Origin of the sequence: Streptomyces musisoli (genome assembly GCF_016741855.1) — a bacterium.
Lineage (GTDB): Bacteria > Actinomycetota > Actinomycetes > Streptomycetales > Streptomycetaceae > Streptomyces > Streptomyces musisoli.
In genome coordinates this window covers 50,024-71,263 of record NZ_JAERRH010000009.1, presented here as the reverse complement: position 1 = coordinate 71,263, position 21,240 = coordinate 50,024, and the positions used below count along the sequence as shown (strand labels likewise).

Annotated in this window: 18 protein-coding genes and 1 pseudogene; 10 read left to right on the top strand and 9 right to left on the bottom strand. The window is 73.0% G+C overall.

The genetic code is table 11. The features are described from left to right. Positions 1–6: 6 nt before the first annotated feature. The 7 genes from argC (at position 7) to JK361_RS23520 (ending at position 6,363) form a co-directional block, all read left to right on the top strand. Positions 7–1,035, top strand: coding sequence for an N-acetyl-gamma-glutamyl-phosphate reductase (gene argC / locus JK361_RS23550; protein ID WP_201821480.1), 1,029 nt, complete (start codon positions 7–9; stop codon positions 1,033–1,035). Continuing rightward, a complete protein-coding gene (argJ, locus tag JK361_RS23545; RefSeq protein ID WP_201821479.1) occupies positions 1,032–2,183 on the top strand; it encodes a bifunctional glutamate N-acetyltransferase/amino-acid acetyltransferase ArgJ in 1,152 nt (383 codons plus the stop codon). The genes argC and argJ overlap by 4 nt, the downstream gene beginning before the upstream one ends. Continuing rightward, entirely contained in the window at positions 2,180–3,106 is a 927-nt protein-coding gene (gene argB, locus JK361_RS23540; protein ID WP_201821478.1) for an acetylglutamate kinase, read from the top strand. The genes argJ and argB overlap by 4 nt, the downstream gene beginning before the upstream one ends. Next, positions 3,103–4,305 (top strand): acetylornithine transaminase, encoded by a 1,203-nt coding sequence (locus JK361_RS23535; RefSeq protein ID WP_201821476.1) that lies wholly within the window; start codon positions 3,103–3,105, stop codon positions 4,303–4,305. Before argB ends, JK361_RS23535 begins: the two co-directional genes overlap by 4 nt. Before the next feature lie 7 nt (positions 4,306–4,312). After that, a complete protein-coding gene (locus JK361_RS23530) occupies positions 4,313–4,858 on the top strand; it encodes an arginine repressor (protein WP_201821475.1) in 546 nt (181 codons plus the stop codon). 109 nt (positions 4,859–4,967) lie between these two features. After that, the gene (locus JK361_RS23525; protein WP_201821474.1) at positions 4,968–5,555 is read left to right on the top strand and encodes an RNA polymerase sigma factor; all 588 of its coding nucleotides are present in this window, start codon (positions 4,968–4,970) and stop codon (positions 5,553–5,555) included. Further along, positions 5,545–6,363 (top strand): hypothetical protein, encoded by an 819-nt coding sequence (locus JK361_RS23520; RefSeq protein ID WP_201821473.1) that lies wholly within the window; start codon positions 5,545–5,547, stop codon positions 6,361–6,363. The genes JK361_RS23525 and JK361_RS23520 overlap by 11 nt, the downstream gene beginning before the upstream one ends. A gap of 211 nt (positions 6,364–6,574) precedes the next feature. Here the strand turns inward: JK361_RS23520 and JK361_RS23515 are convergent, their stop codons facing one another. The 9 genes and pseudogenes from JK361_RS23515 to JK361_RS23475 form a co-directional block, all read right to left on the bottom strand. Beyond that, complete coding sequence (locus JK361_RS23515; RefSeq protein WP_307787313.1) at positions 6,575–7,378, bottom strand: FAD:protein FMN transferase; 804 nt, start codon at positions 7,376–7,378, stop codon at positions 6,575–6,577. Beyond that, positions 7,371–8,165 carry an FMN-binding protein gene (locus JK361_RS23510; RefSeq protein ID WP_201821472.1) on the bottom strand — a complete coding sequence of 265 codons (795 nt, stop codon included), beginning with the start codon at positions 8,163–8,165 and terminating at the stop codon, positions 7,371–7,373. The genes JK361_RS23515 and JK361_RS23510 overlap by 8 nt, the downstream gene beginning before the upstream one ends. An 18-nt stretch (positions 8,166–8,183) precedes the next feature. After that, positions 8,184–9,566 carry a ferredoxin reductase family protein gene (locus tag JK361_RS23505; protein WP_201821471.1) on the bottom strand — a complete coding sequence of 461 codons (1,383 nt, stop codon included), beginning with the start codon at positions 9,564–9,566 and terminating at the stop codon, positions 8,184–8,186. A gap of 112 nt (positions 9,567–9,678) precedes the next feature. Next, complete coding sequence (locus JK361_RS23500; RefSeq protein WP_201821469.1) at positions 9,679–14,673, bottom strand: HD domain-containing protein; 4,995 nt, start codon at positions 14,671–14,673, stop codon at positions 9,679–9,681. Between the two features lie 13 nt (positions 14,674–14,686). Beyond that, positions 14,687–15,301 (bottom strand): hypothetical protein, encoded by a 615-nt coding sequence (locus tag JK361_RS23495; protein WP_201821467.1) that lies wholly within the window; start codon positions 15,299–15,301, stop codon positions 14,687–14,689. Continuing rightward, complete coding sequence (locus JK361_RS23490; protein ID WP_201821466.1) at positions 15,298–15,672, bottom strand: hypothetical protein; 375 nt, start codon at positions 15,670–15,672, stop codon at positions 15,298–15,300. Before JK361_RS23490 ends, JK361_RS23495 begins: the two co-directional genes overlap by 4 nt. Continuing rightward, positions 15,669–15,818: a hypothetical protein gene (locus tag JK361_RS23485; RefSeq protein ID WP_201821464.1), complete on the bottom strand. Its 150-nt coding sequence runs from the start codon at positions 15,816–15,818 to the stop codon at positions 15,669–15,671. Before JK361_RS23485 ends, JK361_RS23490 begins: the two co-directional genes overlap by 4 nt. A 252-nt stretch (positions 15,819–16,070) precedes the next feature. Beyond that, positions 16,071–16,775: a L,D-transpeptidase family protein gene (locus tag JK361_RS23480; protein WP_201821462.1), complete on the bottom strand. Its 705-nt coding sequence runs from the start codon at positions 16,773–16,775 to the stop codon at positions 16,071–16,073. 3 nt (positions 16,776–16,778) lie between these two features. Continuing rightward, positions 16,779–16,985, bottom strand: a pseudogene (locus tag JK361_RS23475) (pyridoxamine 5'-phosphate oxidase family protein); the annotation flags it as partial. 129 nt (positions 16,986–17,114) lie between these two features. On the opposite strand from JK361_RS23475, the gene JK361_RS23470 reads away from it, so the two are divergent. The 3 genes from JK361_RS23470 (at position 17,115) to JK361_RS23460 (ending at position 21,206) form a co-directional block, all read left to right on the top strand. Next, positions 17,115–18,308, top strand: a complete 1,194-nt coding sequence (locus JK361_RS23470) for an argininosuccinate synthase (RefSeq protein ID WP_201821460.1) — start codon at positions 17,115–17,117, stop codon at positions 18,306–18,308. 100 nt (positions 18,309–18,408) lie between these two features. Then, positions 18,409–19,842, top strand: coding sequence for an argininosuccinate lyase (argH, locus tag JK361_RS23465; RefSeq protein ID WP_201821458.1), 1,434 nt, complete (start codon positions 18,409–18,411; stop codon positions 19,840–19,842). 392 nt (positions 19,843–20,234) lie between these two features. Continuing rightward, positions 20,235–21,206, top strand: a complete 972-nt coding sequence (locus JK361_RS23460) for an aldo/keto reductase (protein WP_201821456.1) — start codon at positions 20,235–20,237, stop codon at positions 21,204–21,206. Positions 21,207–21,240: the final 34 nt, after the last annotated feature.

Sequence of the window (21,240 nt, the reverse complement as noted above, 5' to 3'; positions counted from 1 at the left end):
GTGGACATGGCAGTACGTGCGGCGGTGGCCGGAGCGAGCGGATACGCGGGCGGAGAGCTCCTGCGCCTGCTCCTCGCGCACCCCGGGATCGAGATCGGTGCCCTGACCGCGAACACCAACGCCGGACAGCGGCTCGGCGCGCTCCAGCCGCATCTGCTGCCGCTGGCCGACCGTGTGCTGGCCGAGACCACGCCCGAGGCCCTCGCCGGGCACGACGTGGTCTTCCTCGCGCTGCCGCACGGCCAGTCCGCCGCCGTCGCCGAGCGACTCGGCCCCGACGTGCTCGTGATCGACATGGGCGCCGACTTCCGGCTGAAGGACCCGGCCGACTGGGAGACGTTCTACGGCTCCCCGCACGCCGGCACCTGGCCCTACGGCCTCCCCGAACTTCCGGGCGCCCGCTCCGCGCTGGAGGGGTCCAAGCGCATCGCGGTGCCCGGTTGCTACCCCACCGCCGTCTCCCTCGCCCTGTTCCCGGCGTACGCGGCCGGCCTGGCCGAGCCCGAGGCGGTGATCGTCGCCGCGTCCGGCACCTCCGGGGCGGGCAAGGCCCCCAAGCCGCATCTGCTCGGCAGCGAGGTCATGGGCTCCATGTCGCCGTACGGCGTCGGCGGCGGCCACCGGCACACCCCCGAGATGATCCAGAACCTCAGCGGGGCGGCAGGGGAGCGGGTCGCGGTGTCCTTCACCCCCACGCTCGCGCCGATGCCGCGTGGGATCCTGGCCACGTGCAGCGCGTCCGCCGTCGCCGGGGTGACCGCGGACAGCGTCCGCGCCGCCTACCAGAAGGCCTACGCCGACGAGCCCTTCGTCCACCTGCTCCCCGAGGGCCAATGGCCCGCCACAGCGTCCGTCCAGGGTTCCAACGCCGTTCAGGTACAGGTCGCGTACGACGCCGCCGTGGGCCGCATCATCGCGATCAGCGCCATCGACAACCTGACCAAGGGCACCGCGGGCGGCGCCGTCCAGAGCATGAACCTCGCCCTGGGTCTCCCCGAGACCACCGGGCTCTCCACGATCGGAGTCGCACCGTGAGCGTCACGGCAGCCAAGGGATTCACGGCGGCGGGCATCGCCGCCGGGATCAAGGAGAACGGCAACCCCGACCTGGCCCTCGTGGTCAACGACGGGCCCCGCCGTGCCGCCGCGGGCGTCTTCACCTCCAACCGGGTGAAGGCCGCGCCGGTGCTCTGGTCCGAGCAGGTCCTCAAGGGCGGACAGGTCTCGGCCGTCGTCCTCAACTCCGGCGGCGCCAACGCCTGCACCGGCCCCAAGGGCTTCCAGGACACCCACGCCACCGCCGAGAAGGCCGCCGAGGTGCTCGGCCGCGGCGCCATCGAGGTCGCCGTCTGCTCCACCGGGCTCATCGGCGTCCTGCTGCCCATGGACAAGCTGCTCCCGGGCATCGAGACGGCCGCCGCCCAGCTCTCCGAGCACGGCGGTGAGAAGGCCGCCATCGCCATCAAGACCACCGACACCGTCCACAAGACGTCCGTGGCGGCCAGGGGAGGCTGGACCGTCGGCGGCATGGCCAAGGGCGCCGGCATGCTCGCGCCGGGCCTCGCCACCATGCTGGTCGTCCTCACCACCGACGCGGACCTGGACGGCGCGGTGCTGGACCGGGCCCTGCGCGCCGCCACCAAGGTCACCTTCGACCGGGTCGACTCCGACGGCTGCATGTCCACCAACGACACCGTGCTGCTGCTCTCCTCCGGCTCCTCGGGCATCACCCCCGAGTACGCGGAGTTCGCCGAGGCCGTGCGGGCCGTCTGCGACGACCTCGGCCAGCAGCTCATCCGGGACGCCGAGGGCGCCAGCAAGGACATCAAGGTCGAGGTGGTCAACGCCGCGACCGAGGAGGACGCCGTCGAGGTGGGCCGCTCCATCGCCCGCAACAACCTCCTCAAGTGCGCGATCCACGGCGAGGACCCCAACTGGGGCCGCGTCCTGTCCGCGATCGGCACCACGCGGGCCGCCTTCGAGCCCGACCAGCTCAACGTCGCCATCAACGGCGTCTGGGTCTGCAAGAACGGCGGTGTCGGCGAGGACCGCGAGCTGGTCGACATGCGCTACCGCGAGGTCCACATCGTCGCCGACCTCGCCGCCGGCACCGAGACCGCGACCATCTGGACCAACGACCTGACCGCCGACTACGTCCACGAGAACAGCGCCTACTCCTCATGAGCGACTCCAGCAAAAGCGGAACGACGCGGAAACACACGGCACTGCCCAAGGCCCAGATCCTCATCGAGGCGCTGCCCTGGCTGACCCGGCACCACGGCAAGACCGTCGTCATCAAGTTCGGCGGCAACGCCATGGTGAACGAGGACCTCAAGGCGGCCTTCGCCCAGGACGTCGTCTTCCTGCGGCACGCCGGCCTCAGGCCGGTCGTCGTGCACGGCGGCGGCCCGCAGATCAGCGCCGCCCTCGACAAGCACGGCATCGTCAGCGAGTTCAAGGCCGGCCTGCGCGTCACCACCGAGGACGCCATGGACGTCGTCCGGATGGTCCTCGCCGGACAGGTGCAGCGCGAGCTGGTCGGCCTGCTCAACCAGCACGGCCCGCTCGCCGTCGGCCTCACCGGCGAGGACGCGCACACCATCACCGCCACCAAGCACCAGCCCGAGATCGACGGCGAGCGGGTCGACATCGGGCGGGTCGGCGAGATCACCGACATCGACACCGGCGCGATCGAGGCGCTGCTCGCCGACGGCCGGATCCCGGTCGTCTCCTCGATCGCCCGCTCCCAGGACGACCACCATGTCTACAACGTCAATGCTGATACGGCGGCTGCGGCACTCGCTGCGGCACTGGGCGCCGAAACCCTCATGGTCCTCACCGACGTCGAGGGCCTCTACGAGGACTGGCCGAACTCCGACGAGGTGATCAGCCGTCTCACCGCGTCCCAGCTGGAGAGGCTGCTGCCGGAGCTGAGCGCCGGCATGGTGCCCAAGATGGAGGGCTGCCTGCACGCCGTGCGAGGCGGCGTGACGACCGCCCGCGTCATCGACGGCCGGGTCCAGCACTCGATCCTGCTGGAGATCTTCACCGACGAAGGCATCGGCACGATGGTCGTGCCCGACGAACACGAGGGGGACGCACAGTGACCGGCAACCAGGAGCTGACCCAGCGGTGGCAGGGCGCCCTGATGAACAACTACGGCACCCCGCGCCTGCCCCTCGTCCGGGGCGAGGGCACCAGGCTGTGGGACGCCGAGGGCAGGGAGTACCTGGACTTCGTCGGCGGCATCGCCACCAACGCGCTCGGCCACGCCCACCCCGCCGTCGTGGCGGCCGTCAGCACGCAGATCGCCTCCCTCGGCCACATCTCCAACCTCTTCATGGCCGAGCCCACCGTCGCCCTCGCCGAACGGCTCCTGACGCTCTTCGGCCGGGACGGCCGGGTCTTCTTCTGCAACTCCGGAGCCGAGGCGAACGAGGCCGCCTTCAAGATCGGCCGGCTCACCGGGCGCACCCACATGGTCGCCACCGACGGCGGTTTCCACGGCCGTACGATGGGCGCCCTCGCGCTCACCGGCCAGCCCGCCAAGCAGGACCCCTTCCGGCCGCTGCCCGGCGAGGTCACCCACGTCCCCTACGGCGACGCGCAGGCACTGGCCGCCGCCGTCACCGAGGAGACGGCCCTGGTGGTCATCGAGCCGATCCAGGGCGAGAACGGCGTGGTCGTGCCCCCGGCCGGCTATCTCAAGGCGGCCCGCGCGATCACCGCCGCCACCGGCGCGCTGCTGGTCCTGGACGAGGTGCAGACCGGCATCGGCCGGACCGGGACCTGGTTCGAGTACCAGGCCCACGAAGGCGTACTGCCCGACGTCGTCACCCTCGCCAAGCAGCTGGGCGGCGGACTGCCGCTCGGCGCGACCGTGGCCTTCGGCCGGGCCGCCGAACTGCTCGCGCCCGGCCACCACGGGACCACCTTCGGCGGCAACCCGGTCGCCTGCGCCGCCGGGCTCGCCGTGCTCGAGACCATCGAGGGCGAGGGCCTGCTGGGCAACGTCAAGCGGCAGAGCGAAAGGCTGCGGGACGGAATCGAGGCCCTGAACCATCCGTTGATCGATTATGTCCGGGGCGCGGGCCTGCTCCTGGGTATCGTGCTCACCGGGCCGGTCGCGCCGCAGGTGCAGCAGGCGGCCCAGGAGGCCGGGTTCCTGGTGAACGCGCCCGCCCCGGACGTCGTACGGCTCATGCCGCCGCTGAATCTCCGCGACGACGAGGCGGACGCGCTGCTCGGGGCGCTGCCCGGCATCCTCGACGCAGCAGCGAACGGGGACGGACGATCCGGAGAATGAGACGACGATGAGCGAGCCGCAGGACCACGAGCAGGGCATGGGGGCCGGGCCCGCCGTACCGCAGACCCGCACCGCACGGCACCGCCGGATCGTGGACATCCTCAACCGGCAGCCGGTGCGGTCGCAGAGCCAGCTGGCGAAGCTGCTCGCCGACGACGGGCTGAACGTCACTCAGGCGACGCTCAGCCGGGATCTCGACGAGCTGAACGCGGTGAAGATCCGCAACAACGACGGCGACCTGATCTACGCGGTGCCGAGCGAGGGCGGATTCCGTACCCCGCGGGCCCCGCTGGGGGAGTCGGCGAAGGAGGAGCGGATGCGGCGCCTGTCGCAGGAGCTGCTGATCTCCGCGGAGGCCTCGGCGAACCTGGTGGTCCTGCGGACCCCGCCCGGGGCGGCGCAGTTCCTGGCCTCCGCCATCGACCAGGCGGAGCTGCACGACATCCTGGGCACGATCGCCGGCGACGACACGCTGCTCCTGATCAGCCGCGATCCGAGCGGCGGCCAGGCGCTGGCCGACCACCTGCTGCGGCTGGCGCAGAACGGGCACTGACCCGCGTGCGGGCCCCGGCCCGCCGACGGAGAATGTCCCTGTGATCTTCCGCGGCGAGCGGTCGGGCGGGCGGGCGATCCCCTGGCGGCCGTCGGACGTATACAGAGGTGTGTCGGGTTCCCGGTTCCCCGTCGGCCGTCTCCCGGACGAGGCTCTGCTCTCCGGGCTGGCCACCGGCGATCCGGAGCTCGCCGTGATCTTCGTCCGGAGGTTCCAGCACCGCGTCATCGGGGTCGCCATGGCCGTAACCCGGGACCCGCAGCTCGCTGAGGACGTCGCCCAGCAGACGTTCGAGCGGGCGTGGCGGCATGCCCAGATCTACGACCCGCGCCGCGGCTCGGTGATGACCTGGCTGACCACCATCGCGCACAACCTGGCCGTCGACGCCGTCCGCGCGCGGCGGACGGAGCCGATGGCACCCGAGGACCTGGAGGAACTTCTCGGCGTCGTCACCGAGACCCCCGAGCGGTGGGCGCTGGCCGACGAGGCCTCCGCCCAGCTCCGGGCCGCCCTGGCCCGCCTGCCGCGCGAGCAGGCCCGTGCCCTGATGATGGCGGGCGTCTACGGCATGACGGCCCGGCAGGTCGCCGACGCGGAGCGGATCCCGGTGGGCACCGCCAAGACGCGGATCAGAGCGGCCATGGCGAAGATGCGCGCCGTCGTCGCGTCTCCGAAGCGAGGCGACCATGTCCAGTGACCCCACCTGCGACAAGCTGCGGGAGATCGGCGCCGAGCTGGCGCTGGGCGTGCTGCCCGGCCGGGAGCGGGCCGAGGCGGTCGCCCATCTGGACCGGTGCGCGGACTGCCGGGAGCACGTCCGCCAACTGACCCTGGTCGGCGACCGGCTGATCGGCCTGCTGCCCGACGGCGAGCCACCGCCCGGCTTCGAGAACCGGGTGGCGCGCAGCCTGGCCCGGCAGGCGGCGCCGGCCACGGGCCGCGGCCGTTCCCGCGCCCCGGGCCGCGCGCACCGGGACCCGCGCGACCGCGACCGCGCCCCGGGCCGCGCGCATCAGGGCCTGCGCGACCGCGCACGGCGAGCCCGGCTGCGGCTCGCGGCGGTCGCCACCGCGGCCGTCGTCGCCGTCGGATTCGCCGGCTGGGCGATCGGCACCGCCGTCGAGGAGGTCACCGCCGCCCCGCCGCCCGCCGTCGAGACCGAGCCCGTGCTCGTCGGCGACATGGTCCCGGCCGGGGGCGGCGGCGCCGTCGGCGAGGTCTACGCCCACCCCGGCAGCCCCGCCTGGATGTTCGTCTCCGTCGCCCTCACCGGCCCCGGCACCGCCATCCCGTACACCGGCACGGTCACCTGTCTCCTGGAGCGCGGCGACGGCACGACCGTCCGCGTGGGCGACTTCCCCGTGCGCGACGGACACGGGCGCTGGGGCGCGGGGGTCGACGCCGACCTCACCCGGTTCTCCGGCGCCCGCCTGACGTCCTCCGACGGCACCGTCCTTGCCACCGCCCGTCTGAAGCAGGCACAGGTGCTGACGCCGGAGGAGTGAACCGTTGCCTCCGCTCAGCCGCGCCGTTCAGCCTGGGGCTGCTGTTCAGTTCGGGTCTGTTGTTCAACCCGGGTCTGCTGTTCAGCTCGGGTCTGCTGTTCAACCCGGGCCGGCTGTTCAGAGCTTCTGGGCCTGCTGTTCAGCCTGGGCCTGCTGCTCAGCCTGGGCCTGCTGTTCAACCCGGGTCTGCTGTTCAACCCGGCCGCGCCGTTCAGCCCAGTCGTGCCGCCAGCCCCCCGGTGCACCGCACCTCGTCGCCGGCGGTGATGAGCAGGCCCTCCACGTCGGGGAGGGCCTCCAGCCAGGCGAGGCCCTCCCGCGAGCCCATCGCGAAGGCCGCCGTGGCCCAGCAGTCCGCCCAGGTGAGCCGGGGGCCCACCACCGTCACGGCCACCAGGTCCGTCACCGCGGGCCGGCCGGTGCGCGGATCCACGATGTGCGCGCCCCGCTCCGCCGTACCGGACGTGGCCACCGCCAGCTCCTGCGTGCCCGCCGCCGAGATCACCGCGGCCAGACCGCCGGGCCGCAGCGGGTCGGCCACCCCCACCCGCCAGGCCCGATGCGGCTCCGGCGCGCCCAGCAGCTGTACGTCGCCGCCTCCGTTGACGCTGACGCCGTGCACCCCCTCGACCCCCCGGACCGCCCGTGCCGCACGCTCGGCCGCCCAGCCCTTGACGATGCCGGTGGGGTCCAGCGAGCCCTGGTACCGCGTGCTGAACCACCCCTCGCTCACCCGCTCCGCCTCGGCCGCCAGCTCCAGCACCTCGGCCACCTCGGGAGCGCACCGGTCGACGCTCAGCTCACCCCGCGCCAGCCGCGCCACCTCGCTGTCCTCGCGGTACGTGCTGAAGACCGCGTCCGCCCGGTGCAGCCCGGCGACGGCCTCGGCGAGCGCAGCCCGCACCGCGGCCGGTTCTCCGCCGCGGACGTCGAAGGAGAAGACCGTCCCCATGACCTCCTCCGCGTGACGCACGGTGGCGGCCGCCTGCTCCGGCTCGGTCACCGCGTCAGCCACCGGCCTGGTCCAGGGCCGACTGAAGCGACTGCCGGTAGCCGGTGCTGGTGTAGGTGGCTCCGGAGACGGCGTCGATGTCCGCGCTGCCCGCCGCCACCGCCGCCTGGTTGAGCTTGGGGATCGCGAGCTGCGTCTTCTGGTCGCTGAGGCCGCCCTTGGGTGCCTGGACCGCCTCCGCCTTGGTGATCTTCCCGGCGCTGACGGTGATCCGCACCTGGACCGGCCCGTACTGGGTCTGCGCCGCCTGCCCGGTGACCGTGCGCGCCTGCGCCGAGCCGGCCGGACCCGAGGCGGAGCCGGACGAACCCGAAGCGGAGCCGGCGGAGCCCGAGGCCGCGGGCTTCATCTTGTCCAGCGCGGACTGCAGCGACTTCTTGTAGCCGTCGCTGGTGTACGTCGCCCCGGACACCGTGTCGATCCGCGCGCTCTGGGCCGCCACCGCCGCCTGGTTGAGCCGGGGTACGGCGAGCTGGGTCTTCTGGTCGCTGAGGCCGCCCTTGGGTGCCTGGACCGCCTCCGCCTTGGTGATCTTCCCGGCGCTCACGGTCAGCCGTACCTGCACGGCCCCGTACTGCGTCTGCTCCGCGTCACCGGTCACCGTGCCGGAGCCGGCCCGGGCACCGCCCTGCGGCGACTCCTGTCCCGCCGCCGACACCGGCGGGGCCGCGCCGGCCGCCGACGCCGCGGCCGGGTCCGACGCCGGCTTCAGCGACAGCAGCAGCACGACACCGGACACGGTCGCGGCGGTGGCCAGCACGACCCGTCGGACGGGATGGCTCTTCCTCATCGCTTCTCGCAGCTCCGCTCACATCTCGAACGACTCGTGGTGGATACGGCGGGCGGGAACCCCCGCGCCGCGCAGTGCCTCGTACACCGACTGCGCGAACCCGGGCGGACCGCACATGAAGACGTCGTGCCGGTCGATGTCCGGGACCTTCCGCTGGAGGTTCTCCGCGGAGATGTCGGGGCGTTCGCCCTCGGGGCTGTTCACGGCGTACATCAGCCGGGCGCCCCGCTCCTCGGCGATCGCCGACAGCTCGTCCCACAGCGCCAGGTCCTGGGTGGTGTTGGCCCGGTAGAGGAGGGTGATGTCACCGGCCGCCCCGGGCAGCGTCTCGAACAGGGCGCGCATCGGCGTGATCCCCACCCCGCCCGCGACCAGCAGCACCTTGCCGCGGCTGCGGCGCTGCGCGGTGAGCGCGCCGTACGGGCCCTCCGCCCACACCCGGGTGCCGGGGGTCAGCTCCCGCAGCCGGGTGCTGTGGTCACCGATCGCCTTCACCGTGATCCGCAGCATGCCGGGGCGCGGGGCGGCCGAGAGGGAGTACGGGTGGGAGCTGAAGCGCATCCCCGGGGCGAGGAAGCGCCAGCGGAAGAACTGCCCCGCCTCCGCGCCCATCCGGTGCAGCTTGCGCCCGCCGATCAGCACCGACACGATGCCGGGCGTCTCCTCCACGACCGCCTCCACGCGCATGCGGTGCCGGACGTTCAGCCGGATCGGGGTCAGGACGCGGTACCAGACCACCAGCGCGGTCACCGCGCCGTACAGCCCGTACCAGAAGGTCTTGGCGGCCGGCTCGACCGCGAAGTCGTTGCCGGTGGTGATCTGGTGCCAGAACGTCAGGAACACCGCCGCGTACGTCAGCAGGTGCACGTGGTACCAGGCGTCGTACGGCAGCCGGCGGCGGATCCCGCCGATCGACGACAGGCCGATGACCACGAACAGGCCGGTGCCGATCGCCGCCTTCCCCATGTCCGGCAGCTGCTCGACGGAGTCGATCGTCTGCTGGACGATGTCGCCGAGCGACTTGCCGGCCTGGCGCGCGTACCCCCACATGGTGAGGAAGACGTGCGCCACGATCAGGGACAGCGTGTACCGGCCGCTCATCGCGTGCCAGCGGGCCACCCGGTCGGAGCCGACCCGCCGCTCCAGCGCCGGGACGCGCGCCATCTGGAGCACGACCAGGGCCATCAGATAGCCCGCCAGCAGGCCGGTGATCCGGCCCGCGTTGAGGATCCGGCCGGTGTCGTCGGCGATGGAGGGGGTGTTGTGCCACCACAGCCACAGGACGGCCACCGCGCCCGCCCAGACGGCGAGCAGCAGCGGGACGGCCGGGGAGCGGCGCGGGCGGATGCGGCGCATCGTCTGGCGGCGGGCGGCACGTCCGCCTGCGAGCGTGGTGGTCACGGTTCCTCCGGGGGGACTTGACCCTTGGCCCACAGATACGTGCGCCACCACGGGAGCGTTCACCACCCCACGGAGACGGCCACCGACCGGGGGTGACTGCCGGTGACGCCGGTCACAGCTCCAGCCGGAAGAGGCCGGCGTACAGCGCCAGCCGCTGCCGTACCCAGTCCTCGCTCTCACCGACCGCGTGCGCGGCGAACCGTATGTGCCCCGCCTCCACCCGGCCTTGGAGCGCCGGCAGAGCACCGTCCGCTTCCCGGGACAGCAGGATGAGGTCCTGCCAGAGCGGAAGGACGGCGGGCACGGCGCCCGACGGGAGGTCCGGCGGCGGCTCGAAGGGGAGGTAGGGGGCGATGCGCCGCCAGGTCCGGTCGGCCGGCTCGCCCAGCCGGCCGGCCAGACCGACCAGGTCCAGGGGGCACAGCGGTTCGCCGGGGCCGGACACGCGGTGCTCGGCGCCGAGGGCGAGGACGTCCGCGGGCCCCGGGACACCGGCAGGCAGGTCCGCCACGTCCCGCGGTGACAGTTCGGGGACGAGGGCGCCGAGCTCCCTGAACCGGGCGAGGCTCTCGTAAGCGGCACGGGGGCCCGAACGCTGGGAACGCGCGTACACCGCGAGGGCCTCGCCGGTGAGGGGTGTCCAGCGGGGGGACTCGAACCAGTCGCCCCCGTCGTCGACTCCCCAGTCCAGCAGGGCCGTGCCCGCCTCCCGGGTCGGGCGTACATCGCGCAGCCCGGCCGGAAGGCGCGGGACGGTCAGGCCGAACCGCCTGGCCTCCCGCCGGGCGATCTCCCACCCGGCGGCCAGGGGGGTCTTCAGGTGCACGGTCGACATGAACAGCATGTCCGACGTGGGCAGGACCGGGTAGTCGGTCTCCGGCCAGTACGGTTCGGCGGCGGAGAAGGCCGCACGACCGGGAGTGGGCATGACGTCCCACGCGCGCAGCAACTCGCCCGCCACGGCGGGGATGTCGACCCCCGCTTCGCGCAGTTCCTCCGCGACGTCGGACAGCTGCTCGTAGGACATGTGGTCAAGGCCGCCGCGGGGGCGGGCATGGGCCAGGTCGCGCAGGCCCAGCCCCCGTTCGAGGGCAAGCCCGGCCACGTGCGCCGAGCGGACGAGGGCGGCCGTCGCAAGGCCCGGCACGAGACGACCGTTCGACGCCCCCTCGTAGCGGCGCCGGTACGTCAGGCCGAGGGAGTCGGACCAGCGCGCCAGTTCCCGTTCGGCGTCGGTCAGGGGAATGGCCCGCAGCGCCGCCAGGGCGAGCGTCGCCGCCCAGGGCACCGTGAGCGCCCCGGTGGCGTCCGGCAGACAGAACTCACTCAGCACGTCGAGCACCTCCTGGGGCGCGGTGGCCCACCGGCCGACCAGGTCGGCGTCCGGCGCCGTCCACCCCAGCCACGCGAACCGCGCGAGCCGGTCGACGGCCTCCGCCGGGACGATCCCCAGGCGCTCCGCGGCTTCGAGGACGTCCCACGGCTGCCGGGTCGGGCGCCATCGCGACTGCTCGGCCCCGACGTACAGAAGCGTCAGATCATCCGCGTCGCATACGTGATCCCGATGGTGCGGAGGCACGGACGGCACCGGAGCGGCGAGGAAGGGCCGGTACTTGGCGCACGCCTCGACGAGCTGCCCCAGAGTCCACTCGCTGTCGGTCGTGCGCACGATGCCGCCGAGGTCGTCCACGGAATGGACGTAATCGTTGCGGCCCCCGAATCGCCGCTGCCCCCTGCTCGTCGCCGGCCGGCTCAGCAGCGCCTCCATGATCTCCACGTCGAGCCGCTCCGGAGCCCAGTCCAGATCCCCCTCCCGGGTGGGCGGGGGACTCAGACAGGGGTGGGCGAGACGCAGGGCACGCTGTGTGCGCAGGATGTCGGCGACGGTCGTGTCCAGGCCGTGGGCCAACGCCACGGTGCACCGCCAGTCGTCGGGCCGATCCTGGTAGGTCCAGCTGGAGCTGCCCCAGCGCTTGGGGCGCCCCGCCACGACATCCGACCATCCCGGGGCGGGGACCGGGTAGCCGGCCAGAGAAGCGGGCGGAGGATCCTCGGACGGGGGCGGCGGATCACCCCGCAGGGCCGCGTTCCGCCACGGGGTGGTGAACTCGCGTCGCCCCTCGGGCACGGGGTCGGGCAGGAACCAGTCGTTCTGGTCCATATAGAACCAGCCGACGGCATCCAGCTCCACGGCCGGATCCCCCGGCGCCCGCCGTACGGTGATCCCCTTGCCACGCCACTGTTCCCAAAGGACCCGGGCGGTGGCGAGGCTCTCCCGCTCCAGTTCCCACAGCCACGGCATGCTCAGCCCCGGCCACGCGGCGAGCACCGCCGCGCCGCGGGCCCACTGGTCCCGCTCCCAGGCCCGGTCGTACACCTTGAGCTGTTTGCGGTTCAGGCTCAGCTCGCCCGCACGGGGACCGGTCAGATTGAGGACGTAGCCGAAGGGCTGCCGGTCGGTCGCGATGCCGTCGCACAGGACGGCGCCCTGGCCGTCGACCCACCACAGCACCCCCGGCACGCCCTCCGTGAAGGCGTTCCCGCCGTCCTCGGAGGTGTACTGCAGCAGGCCCGGTTCCCAGTGGTGCCCCCGCCCGGAACCGTCCCGCACCTCCAGCTCGAACTCGCTCACCAGAACCAGCCGCCGCAGCGTCGCCGGCGCCGACAGCCCGGCCCGCAGGACCGAGTCCCGCAGGTACAACCGGATGCGCGTGCCACCCTCCAGGAGGCTGTCGCCCGCGTCCTCGTGCACCTGGATCCGGAAGAGGTTCGCGCTGCCGGGAATCTCCACCCGCAACGCCTTCGGCCCCGGAATCCCGTCGACGCCCACCGGCCGGGTGACGACCGTCATCTCCTCGGCGAGCATGAAGTAGCTGAACACGCCGATGCCGAAACGGCTGTTGGGGTACAGCCGCAGCGACGGGTCCTGCCGGTGCCAGTCCGCCTGCTCCTTCCGGAACGCACGGGACTGTTCGAAACGGCGGCCGGCCATGGTGAACGTGTTCCGGAGCTGCTCCAGGCCCATGCCCACGCCGTTGTCCCGGCATTCCACGTACCGGCCGCGCTCGTCCTCGCCCTCGATGATCGTGATCCGTCCCGTCCAGGGGCCTGGCCGGCCGCCCCGGGCCTCCAGATAGCTGCGGCGCATCGCGCGGTAACGGCAGGCGTCCATGGCGTTCTGGTACAGCTCGCGCAGTGCCAGGCCCGGCTCGCCGTCGTAGAGCCGCTCACCCATGAGCAGCTCGCGCACCTCCGTCTGGGCGAGCTGGAAGCGCAGCAGAGGGACGTCGTACGCCCTGCGGCCACGCTCTTCCACGGGGCGCAGACCCCGGTCCGTGACACGTGACGGCACACCGGACAGCAGAACGGACCGGGGCGGCGGCAGGCGGCGCGCCGACTCCCGCAGATCGCGGGCGAGTTCGTCGGCGTGCTCGGCCACTTGGGCGAGGGCCGCGTGCAGCGCGGGGTGCCGGCAGGCCGCGTCCAGGTGCAGCTCCCCGTCGGCGGCGTGCCAGTGCACCGCGCGCGCCGCGTGCACGGCCTCCTGCGGGAGGACGGGATCGAAGACCGCGAGATGCTCGGCGAAGACCTCGGGCAGCCGGCGCGCGTCCAGGGCCAAGCACGAAGCCAGGTGCAGCAGGGCGGCCAGCTCGGCCGACCGCAGCGGCTGCCGTCCGCCCCCGGGCACGGGGAACTCCAGGTCCTGGCCGTCGGCCGCGGGCCCGCCCAGGCACACGCCGGCCGCGACGGCGCACAGGGCGCGGGCCAGCTCGGCCGTACGGTCCTCGCTCTCGTCGCGGCCGAGGAACGCGGCGGCGAGCCCACGCGACCCGGCCGGGGGCACCGGTTCCTCGGCCGTCTCGAACAGCTCGGCGATCCAGCGGTGCACCAGCCACAGCGCCACGCCGTGCGCGTCGTCGAGACGGTCGTCCTCCATGCACCGGGTCACCTTCCGCGCAAGGTGCGGATGGTGCGCGGCCACCTGCTCGTAGTGCCGTCGCCAGGCGTCGGCGTCCTCCTGCCGGCCCACCGAGTACGCAGAGATCTCGGCGGCGTGACCGAACCGCCCGGCCCAGGCGGCCTCATGCAGGAAGGGCGCCGCGACCAGTGCGGCGGCCTCCAGCGCGGACAGGGGCACCGTCTTCGGCAGCAGGTCCGGCAGCCGGTCGCGCAGCAGCCTTACGGGAAAGTCGTCGTCGGCCCAGGGGTCCGCCATGCGCTCCTGCACCCGGTGGACCGTGACCGCGCAGCCCTCGACGAGCCGCGTCAGTGCCTCCTTCAGCCGGGGTACGCAGCCCGCCTCCGCCGGGGGCACCCGGTCCCACAGGGCGGTGTCCGCCACCGCCTCCCGCCATGCCTCCAGCAGCCGGCGCCCCTCGCAGACGACCGTGGCCCGCGCCTCGTCGCCCAGTTCACCGCAGTAGTAGACCTGCGGCTCCTGCTGTTCGCCCAGCAGCCGGCGGGCCGAGCGCATGGCGTGCCGCCGCGCCGTGTCGTAGACCTCGTGCACGGTCCGTGCCACGGTCATCGGGCCGAAGGCCTCGGCCAGTGCCGTGGTGAAGAAGCTGCCCTCCGCGGTGTATCCGGCGCGCTGGCCCGCCCGGCCGGCGGTCAGCACGGCGAACCGCCCCTCCGGCTGTCCCCGCAGGATGCTGCTGCCGAAGACGGCCGTGGCGTCGGCCGGCTGGTCGCGGCAGGCGTCGATCAGCCACAGCACCGTCCGCGCCGGGCAGTCGGCCAGGTACGGGCTGATGTCGGCGGGCAGCAGGGACTGGAGGTACGACGGCCGCCAGCCGTCGCCGTCGTGCGGGGCGCGGGCGTCGGCCGGCACGAGGTAGTCGGCGGCGCCGATGCGCAGCCCGTGCCCGGAGAAGTGCAGGAGCAGCGTCCCGTCGGCCGGGACGCCGCGGGAGACCTCGTCGATCCGGGTGACGATCTCCGCGCGGGTCGCGTCGTACAGTGTCTCGACCGTGTACCCGGAGGCCGTGAGGGAAGCGGCCAGCAGCCGCTGGTCCGCGCGGACGGGATCGTCCAGCGGGACGAACCTGTGACCGGCGTCGGGTGTGCTGCCCACCCCGATCAGCAGGGCGATGCGTGTGGCGGTCATGTCCGTCCCCCTGTCACCGTGCCGCACCGCACGTGCCGACCGGGGTCACCGCCAGCACCGTGCGCGTGGGCAGCAGGAGCCGGTCGCGGCCGCCGTCCCGCTCGGTCTTCAGTACGATCCCGTCCCGGCCTGCGCCGACGAACTGTCCGCAGCGCTCACCGGTCGTCGTCGTGACCCGGACCAGGTGGTCCGGTGGCGGCTCGGTGGTGGCCCAGGCCAGCACGACCGCGCCGGCCACCAGGACGAGCCCCGTCCCGGAGCACAGCGAGGCGTACCGCAGGGCCCGGCCGACCCGGACGATCTCCTGCTCCGTCCAGCGGCGCAGCGACTGGCCCGCGAGCAGGACCCGGTCACCTGGGTGACCGTGCGCGGCCCGCACGGCCAGTACGGAGCCGGTGACGAAGAGCAGGAAGGCGGTCCCGAGGGCGGCGCTCGCCGCCAGTCGTGCGACGTGGGGCAGCTGGGCGAGGTCGTCGCGTCCCTTCAGCGTGACCAGGACGGTGAGCAGCGCGGTCAGACCCGCGAGCCCGTTGCGCCAGCCCTCCGCCTGCCGGCGCAGTTCCGGCAGCTGGGTGAACTCCAGCTCCCGGGCGAGCTGCGCCCAGCGGCGGTCCGCCTGGGTGCTCACGCGGGCCCGCCTTCCAGGAGCGTGCTGATCCGCCAGCTGGCACCGCAGCCGGCGGGGGTGTCCGGCGGCAGGTCGGGATGGGGGTGCCCGCACTCGCAGAAGTACACCTCGCGGACGAGGGCCTCCGCGTCGTCCTCGGGCTCCGCGGCGCGGCCGGCGAGCCAGGACAGCAGGCCCTTGGTGCCCGTGCCGGGCAAGCCGTGCCGGTACTCGGTGCGGGTGCTGCCGTGGCAGCGCGGGCAGTCGCCCTCCACCACGATGCCGTCGCCGGCGGGGGAGGGGCGGCGGGTGAAGGGTGCGGTCGTCGGGCCCAGGTCCTCCTCGGCGTAGACCGCCGTGAAGTCATGGGCTCGGGCGGGAACTCGGGTCATACGGCGTCGTCCACTCGGAGTGCCTCGGGCATCGTGCTGCGGCTGCGGAGGCGGTCGGCGAGGGTCGTGGCACGCGTCGCCGCGGGCGCGCGCCCGGCGCCGGCCGACGCGGCGCCGGCCGACGTGGCGCCGCCCCCTCGTGCCATGTCCCCTCCCACCAGCAGGGAACCATGATGGCATCACCCACCGACAACGCGGGGGCACAAGGGAGTTCAGGGCCGCGGAATTCAGGGCTCGCGGAGTCCGAAGACTCCGGCGGTCCGGGGCCGCGGAGCGCACGGGCTCCGGAGTGCCTGGTTCGCGTGGACCGGGCTCCGGAGTGCCTGGTTCGCGTGGGGCACGGGCTCCGGAGTCGCGGGTCCGCGGTGTCCGGGAGCCCGCGGGCCGCCGGGTGGGGCTCAGTAGCGGGTGAGCGCCGTGTCCCCGTTCTCCGTGCCGATCGCGATGTGGGGGTTCGCCTCCGGGTCGGTCCAGGTGAGGATCCGCTGCATCGCGTCCTCCGGCACGGACACACAACCGGCCGTCGCCGCCTTGCCGTTGACGTGCAGGAAGATGCCGGCGCCGCGCCCGTGGACCGGCTGTGCGTAGTTGAAGGCGACGACGAGGCCGTACGCGTACTGGGCCTGGTAGTCGATCAGGTGCTCCGACTCGGCGGCGGCGCAGTCGGCGGGCAGGGGGTCGACCCAGCGGTTGTACGAGCGGGAATCGTTGTCCTGGCACCACCAGGAGCTCTCCCGCACCGGGCGGTAGGCGATCCGCGTCCCGGCCGGTGCCGCCTTGATGCCGAAGGCGAAGGGGAGTTCGTACAGCCCGGTCGGGGTCGTGTTCGTGCCCTGCGTCCGGGTGGCTCCGTCCACCAGTCCGCCGGATCCGAACCGGGCCGGCGCGGACCCGGCCTGGATCCACTGGCCGTCCCGGAGGTCCCACCAGCTGACCGTGCCCTCGGTGGAGCGGGTGTCCGGGGCCTGGGCGAGGATCAGCTGGCCGCCCCCGCCCGTGTCCGCCATCTCCGCCGGCAGCGGTGCCGGGCCCCGACCGGGCGCGGCGCCGAGCAGGGCGAGGGAGGAGACGGAGACGATCGCGAGGACCACACCGGGGCGCATGGCTCAGACAGTAGACGGGGGTAGCGGCAACGGCAGCCCGGGTGGTCCGTCCAGGCGCGTGGCGACGTGCTCCTTCTGGGTGAAGTACTCGTTCAGCGAGGCGTCGTCCTCGCGCGAGAACCGTTTGCCGTGCAGGTCGCGGTCCTCCTCGTAGGTCATGCAGGGCACGGCGTACCCGCAGGTGTCCCGCACCGGTTCGGCGTGCACCACGCCCGCCGCTGCCGCCCGGCGATCGCCGCGCCGGGCCGATATTTCCGCACGCCACCGCGGCGGATTGACGAATCATGCAGAGCCCTGCATACTCATGCATATCAGCGAATGCACTGTGAGGAGAAACCCGTGACCGAGCGCGTCGTACTCGCCTACTCAGGCGGTCTGGACACCTCCGTCGCCATCGGCTGGATCGCCGAGGAGACGGGCGCCGAGGTCATCGCCGTTGCGGTCGACGTCGGCCAGGGCGGCGAGGACCTGGACGTCATCCGCAAGCGCGCCCTCGCGTGCGGCGCGGTGGAGGCCGAGGTGGCCGACGCCAAGGACGAGTTCGCCGACGAGTACTGCCTGCCGGCGATCAAGGCCAACGCCCTGTACATGGACCGCTACCCGCTGGTCTCCGCCCTCTCCCGGCCGACGATCGTCAAGCACCTCGTCGCCGCCGCCAAGAAGCACGGCGCCACCACGGTCGCCCACGGCTGCACCGGCAAGGGCAACGACCAGGTCCGCTTCGAGGCCGGCATCGTCGCCCTCGCCCCCGACCTGAAGTGCATCGCCCCGGTCCGCGACTACGCGATGACCCGGGACAAGGCGATCGCCTTCTGCGAGGAGAAGCGGCTCCCGATCGCCACCACCAAGAAGTCCCCGTACTCCATCGACCAGAACGTCTTCGGGCGCGCGGTCGAGACGGGCTTCCTGGAGGACATCTGGAACGCCCCGATCGAGGACATCTACGAGTACACCTCCAACCCGGCCGTCGCGCGCGAGGCCGACGAGGTGGTCATCACCTTCAAGGAGGGCGTCCCGGTTGCCATCGACGGCAGGCCCGTCACCGTCCTCCAGGCCATCCAGCAGCTCAACGAGCGCGCCGGCGCCCAGGGCATCGGCCGGATCGACATGGTCGAGGACCGCCTCGTCGGCATCAAGTCCCGCGAGGTCTACGAGGCCCCGGGCGCGATCGCGCTGATCACGGCCCACCAGGAGCTGGAGAACGTCACCGTCGAGCGTGAGCTGGCCCGCTACAAGCGGCAGGTCGAGCAGCGCTGGGGCGAGCTGGTCTACGACGGCCAGTGGTTCTCCCCGCTCAAGCGCGCTCTGGACGGCTTCATCGACGAGGCCAACCAGCACGTCACCGGCGAGATCCGGATGACCCTGCACGGCGGCCGCGCCGTCGTCACCGGCCGGCGCTCCGAGGAGTCGCTGTACGACTTCAACCTCGCGACCTACGACACCGGCGACACCTTCGACCAGTCCGCGGCCAAGGGCTTCATCGACATCTACAGCCTGTCGTCGAAGATCGCCGCCAAGCGGGACCTGGCGTAACCCCCGCGGGTCACCTCGCACGCATCGGCCTGACAGCCGCCTCCCCGCCTGCAAGGGTGGGGAGGCGGTGGCACATCACAAGCTTCGAGGAGCAACGCAAGTGAGCAGCAACAGCGGTGACGTAAGGCTCTGGGGCGGCCGATTCGCCGACGGTCCCGCCGAGGCCCTGGCGAAGCTGTCCGCGTCCGTCCACTTCGACTGGCGGCTCGCGCCCTACGACATCGCCGGCTCGCGTGCCCACGCGCGCGTGCTGCACAAGGCGGGACTCCTCACCGAGGACGAGCTGACGCGGATGATCGCCGGGCTCGACCTGCTGGAGGCGGACGTCGCCGCCGGCACCTTCGTGGGCACCGTCGCCGACGAGGACGTGCACACCGCGCTGGAGCGGGGCCTGCTGGAGCGCCTCGGCCCCGACCTCGGCGGCAAGCTCCGCGCCGGCCGGTCCAGGAACGACCAGGTGGCGACCCTCTTCCGGATGTACCTCAGGGACCACGCCCGTACGATCGGCGGCCTGATCGCCGACCTCCAGGACGCGCTGATCGGCCTCGCCGAGGCCCACCCGGACGTCGCGATGCCCGGCCGCACCCACCTCCAGCACGCCCAGCCGGTGCTCTTCGCGCACCACGTCCTGGCGCACGTCCAGTCCCTGTCCCGGGACGCCGAGCGGCTGCGCCAGTGGGACGAGCGGACGGCCGTGTCGCCGTACGGCTCCGGCGCGCTCGCCGGCTCCTCCCTGGGCCTGGACCCGGAGGCGGTCGCCGCGGACCTCGGCTTCGAGCACGGCAGTGTCGGCAACTCCATCGACGGCACGGCCTCCCGCGACTTCGTCGCCGAGTTCGCCTTCATCACCGCGATGATCGGGGTGAACCTCTCCCGGATCGCCGAGGAGATCATCCTCTGGAACACGAAGGAGTTCTCCTTCGTCACCCTGCACGACGCGTTCTCCACGGGCTCGTCGATCATGCCGCAGAAGAAGAACCCGGACATCGCCGAGCTGGCCAGGGGCAAGTCCGGCCGTCTGATCGGCAACCTCACCGGGCTGATGGCCACCCTCAAGGCCCTGCCCCTCGCCTACAACCGCGACCTCCAGGAGGACAAGGAGCCGGTCTTCGACTCCTGTGACCAGCTGGAGGTGCTGCTCCCCGCCTTCACCGGCATGATCGCCACGCTCACCGTCCACCGCGAGCGCATGGAGGAGCTGGCCCCGGCCGGCTTCTCGCTCGCCACGGACATCGCCGAGTGGCTGGTCCGGCAGGGCGTGCCGTTCCGTGTGGCGCACGAGGTCGCGGGGGAGTGCGTCAAGGTCGCCGAGGCCGAGGGCAAGGAGCTGGACGACCTCACGGACGAGCAGTTCGCGAAGATCTCCGCCCACCTCACTCCCGAGGTCCGCTCGGTCCTCAACGTCCCCGGCGCGTTGGCGTCCCGCAACGGCCGAGGCGGCACGGCTCCCGCCGCGGTGGCCGTACAGCTGGCAGAGGTGAAGGCCGACGTAGCGGCCCAGCAAACCTGGGCAAAAGCCAAAACCCACCCCTGACACCCCCGAAACCCCGCGCCCCAAAGGGGGTGCGGGGAACGGCGCGAACACCCACAGTCCTGCCGCACCCGCCAATGCACCTGGGGCCCCGAGCTGGATGGCGCAAAGGGGCGCGGGGAACGGCGCGAACAACCACAGTCCTGCCGCATCCGCCGACGCTCCTGTGGCCCCGAGCTGGATGGCGCAAAGGGGCGCGGGGAACGGCGCGAACAACCACAAACAACCCGCACCCGCCAATGCACCTGTGGCCCCGAGCTGGAAGGCGCCCGGCTCCCCACACCCCCGCACACGCCGACGCGCCCCGCTCCCCACGCTCCCATGCGCCCGGCTCCCCGAACGAAGCGTCTACGTTGGTCGCAAGCCGGACTCGAGCCGACCGAACGGAGCCCGCGATGCCCTTCGCCCGACTGGCCGCAGCCACCACCCCCACCTGCCACATCGGCCTCGGCCTCGCCGCGGTCGGCCGCCCCGGTTACATCAACCTCGGCCGGGACCGGGACCTCGGCGAGAACCGCAGCGCGGACGCCCTGCGCACCCGCACCCACGAACTCCTCGACGCGGCCTACGCCCAGGGCGTCCGGTACTTCGACGTGGCCCGCTCCTACGGCCGCTCCGAGGAGTTCCTCGCCGACTGGCTGAACGCCCGCCCCGACATCGACGACGTGGTCGTCGGCAGCAAGTGGGGCTACACCTACACCGCCGGCTGGTCGACGGACGCCGAACGGCACGAGGTCAAGGACCACGGCCTCGCCACCTACGACCGGCAGCGCGCCGAGACCGACGCCCTGCTCGGCGACCGGCTCGACCTCTACCAGATCCACTCGGTGACCCCGGACAGCCCGGCCCTCACCGACCGGGACCTGCACGCCCGGCTGGCCGAGGCCGCCGCCGGCGGTCTGACCATCGGCTTCTCCACCAGCGGCCCCGCCCAGGCCGACGCGATCCGCGCCGCCCTCGGCGTCACGGTCGACGGCGAACCCCTCTTCCGCACCGTCCAGTCGACGTACAACGTCCTGGAGACCTCGGCCGGCCCCGCCCTCGCCGAGGCGCACGACGCCGGCCTCACCGTGATCGTCAAGGAGGGCATGGCGAACGGCCGGCTCGCCGAACCCCACGCCCCGGACATGCTGAAGACGGTGGCCGAGGAGACCTCCCTCGGCTGCGACGCCGTGGCCCTCGCCTGGATCCTGCGCCAGCCGTGGGCCGGCGTGGTCCTCTCCGGCGCCGCGACCGTCCCACAGCTCTTCTCCAACCTGCACGCCCCCGCCGTCGACCTCGACGTCGACCAGCTGACCCGCCTCGCCACCCTGAAGGAGGAGCCGGGCGCCTACTGGGAACGGCGCGGACAGCTGCCCTGGCACTGACGATCACCGCCCTGACCAGCGGTGATGAGTCACG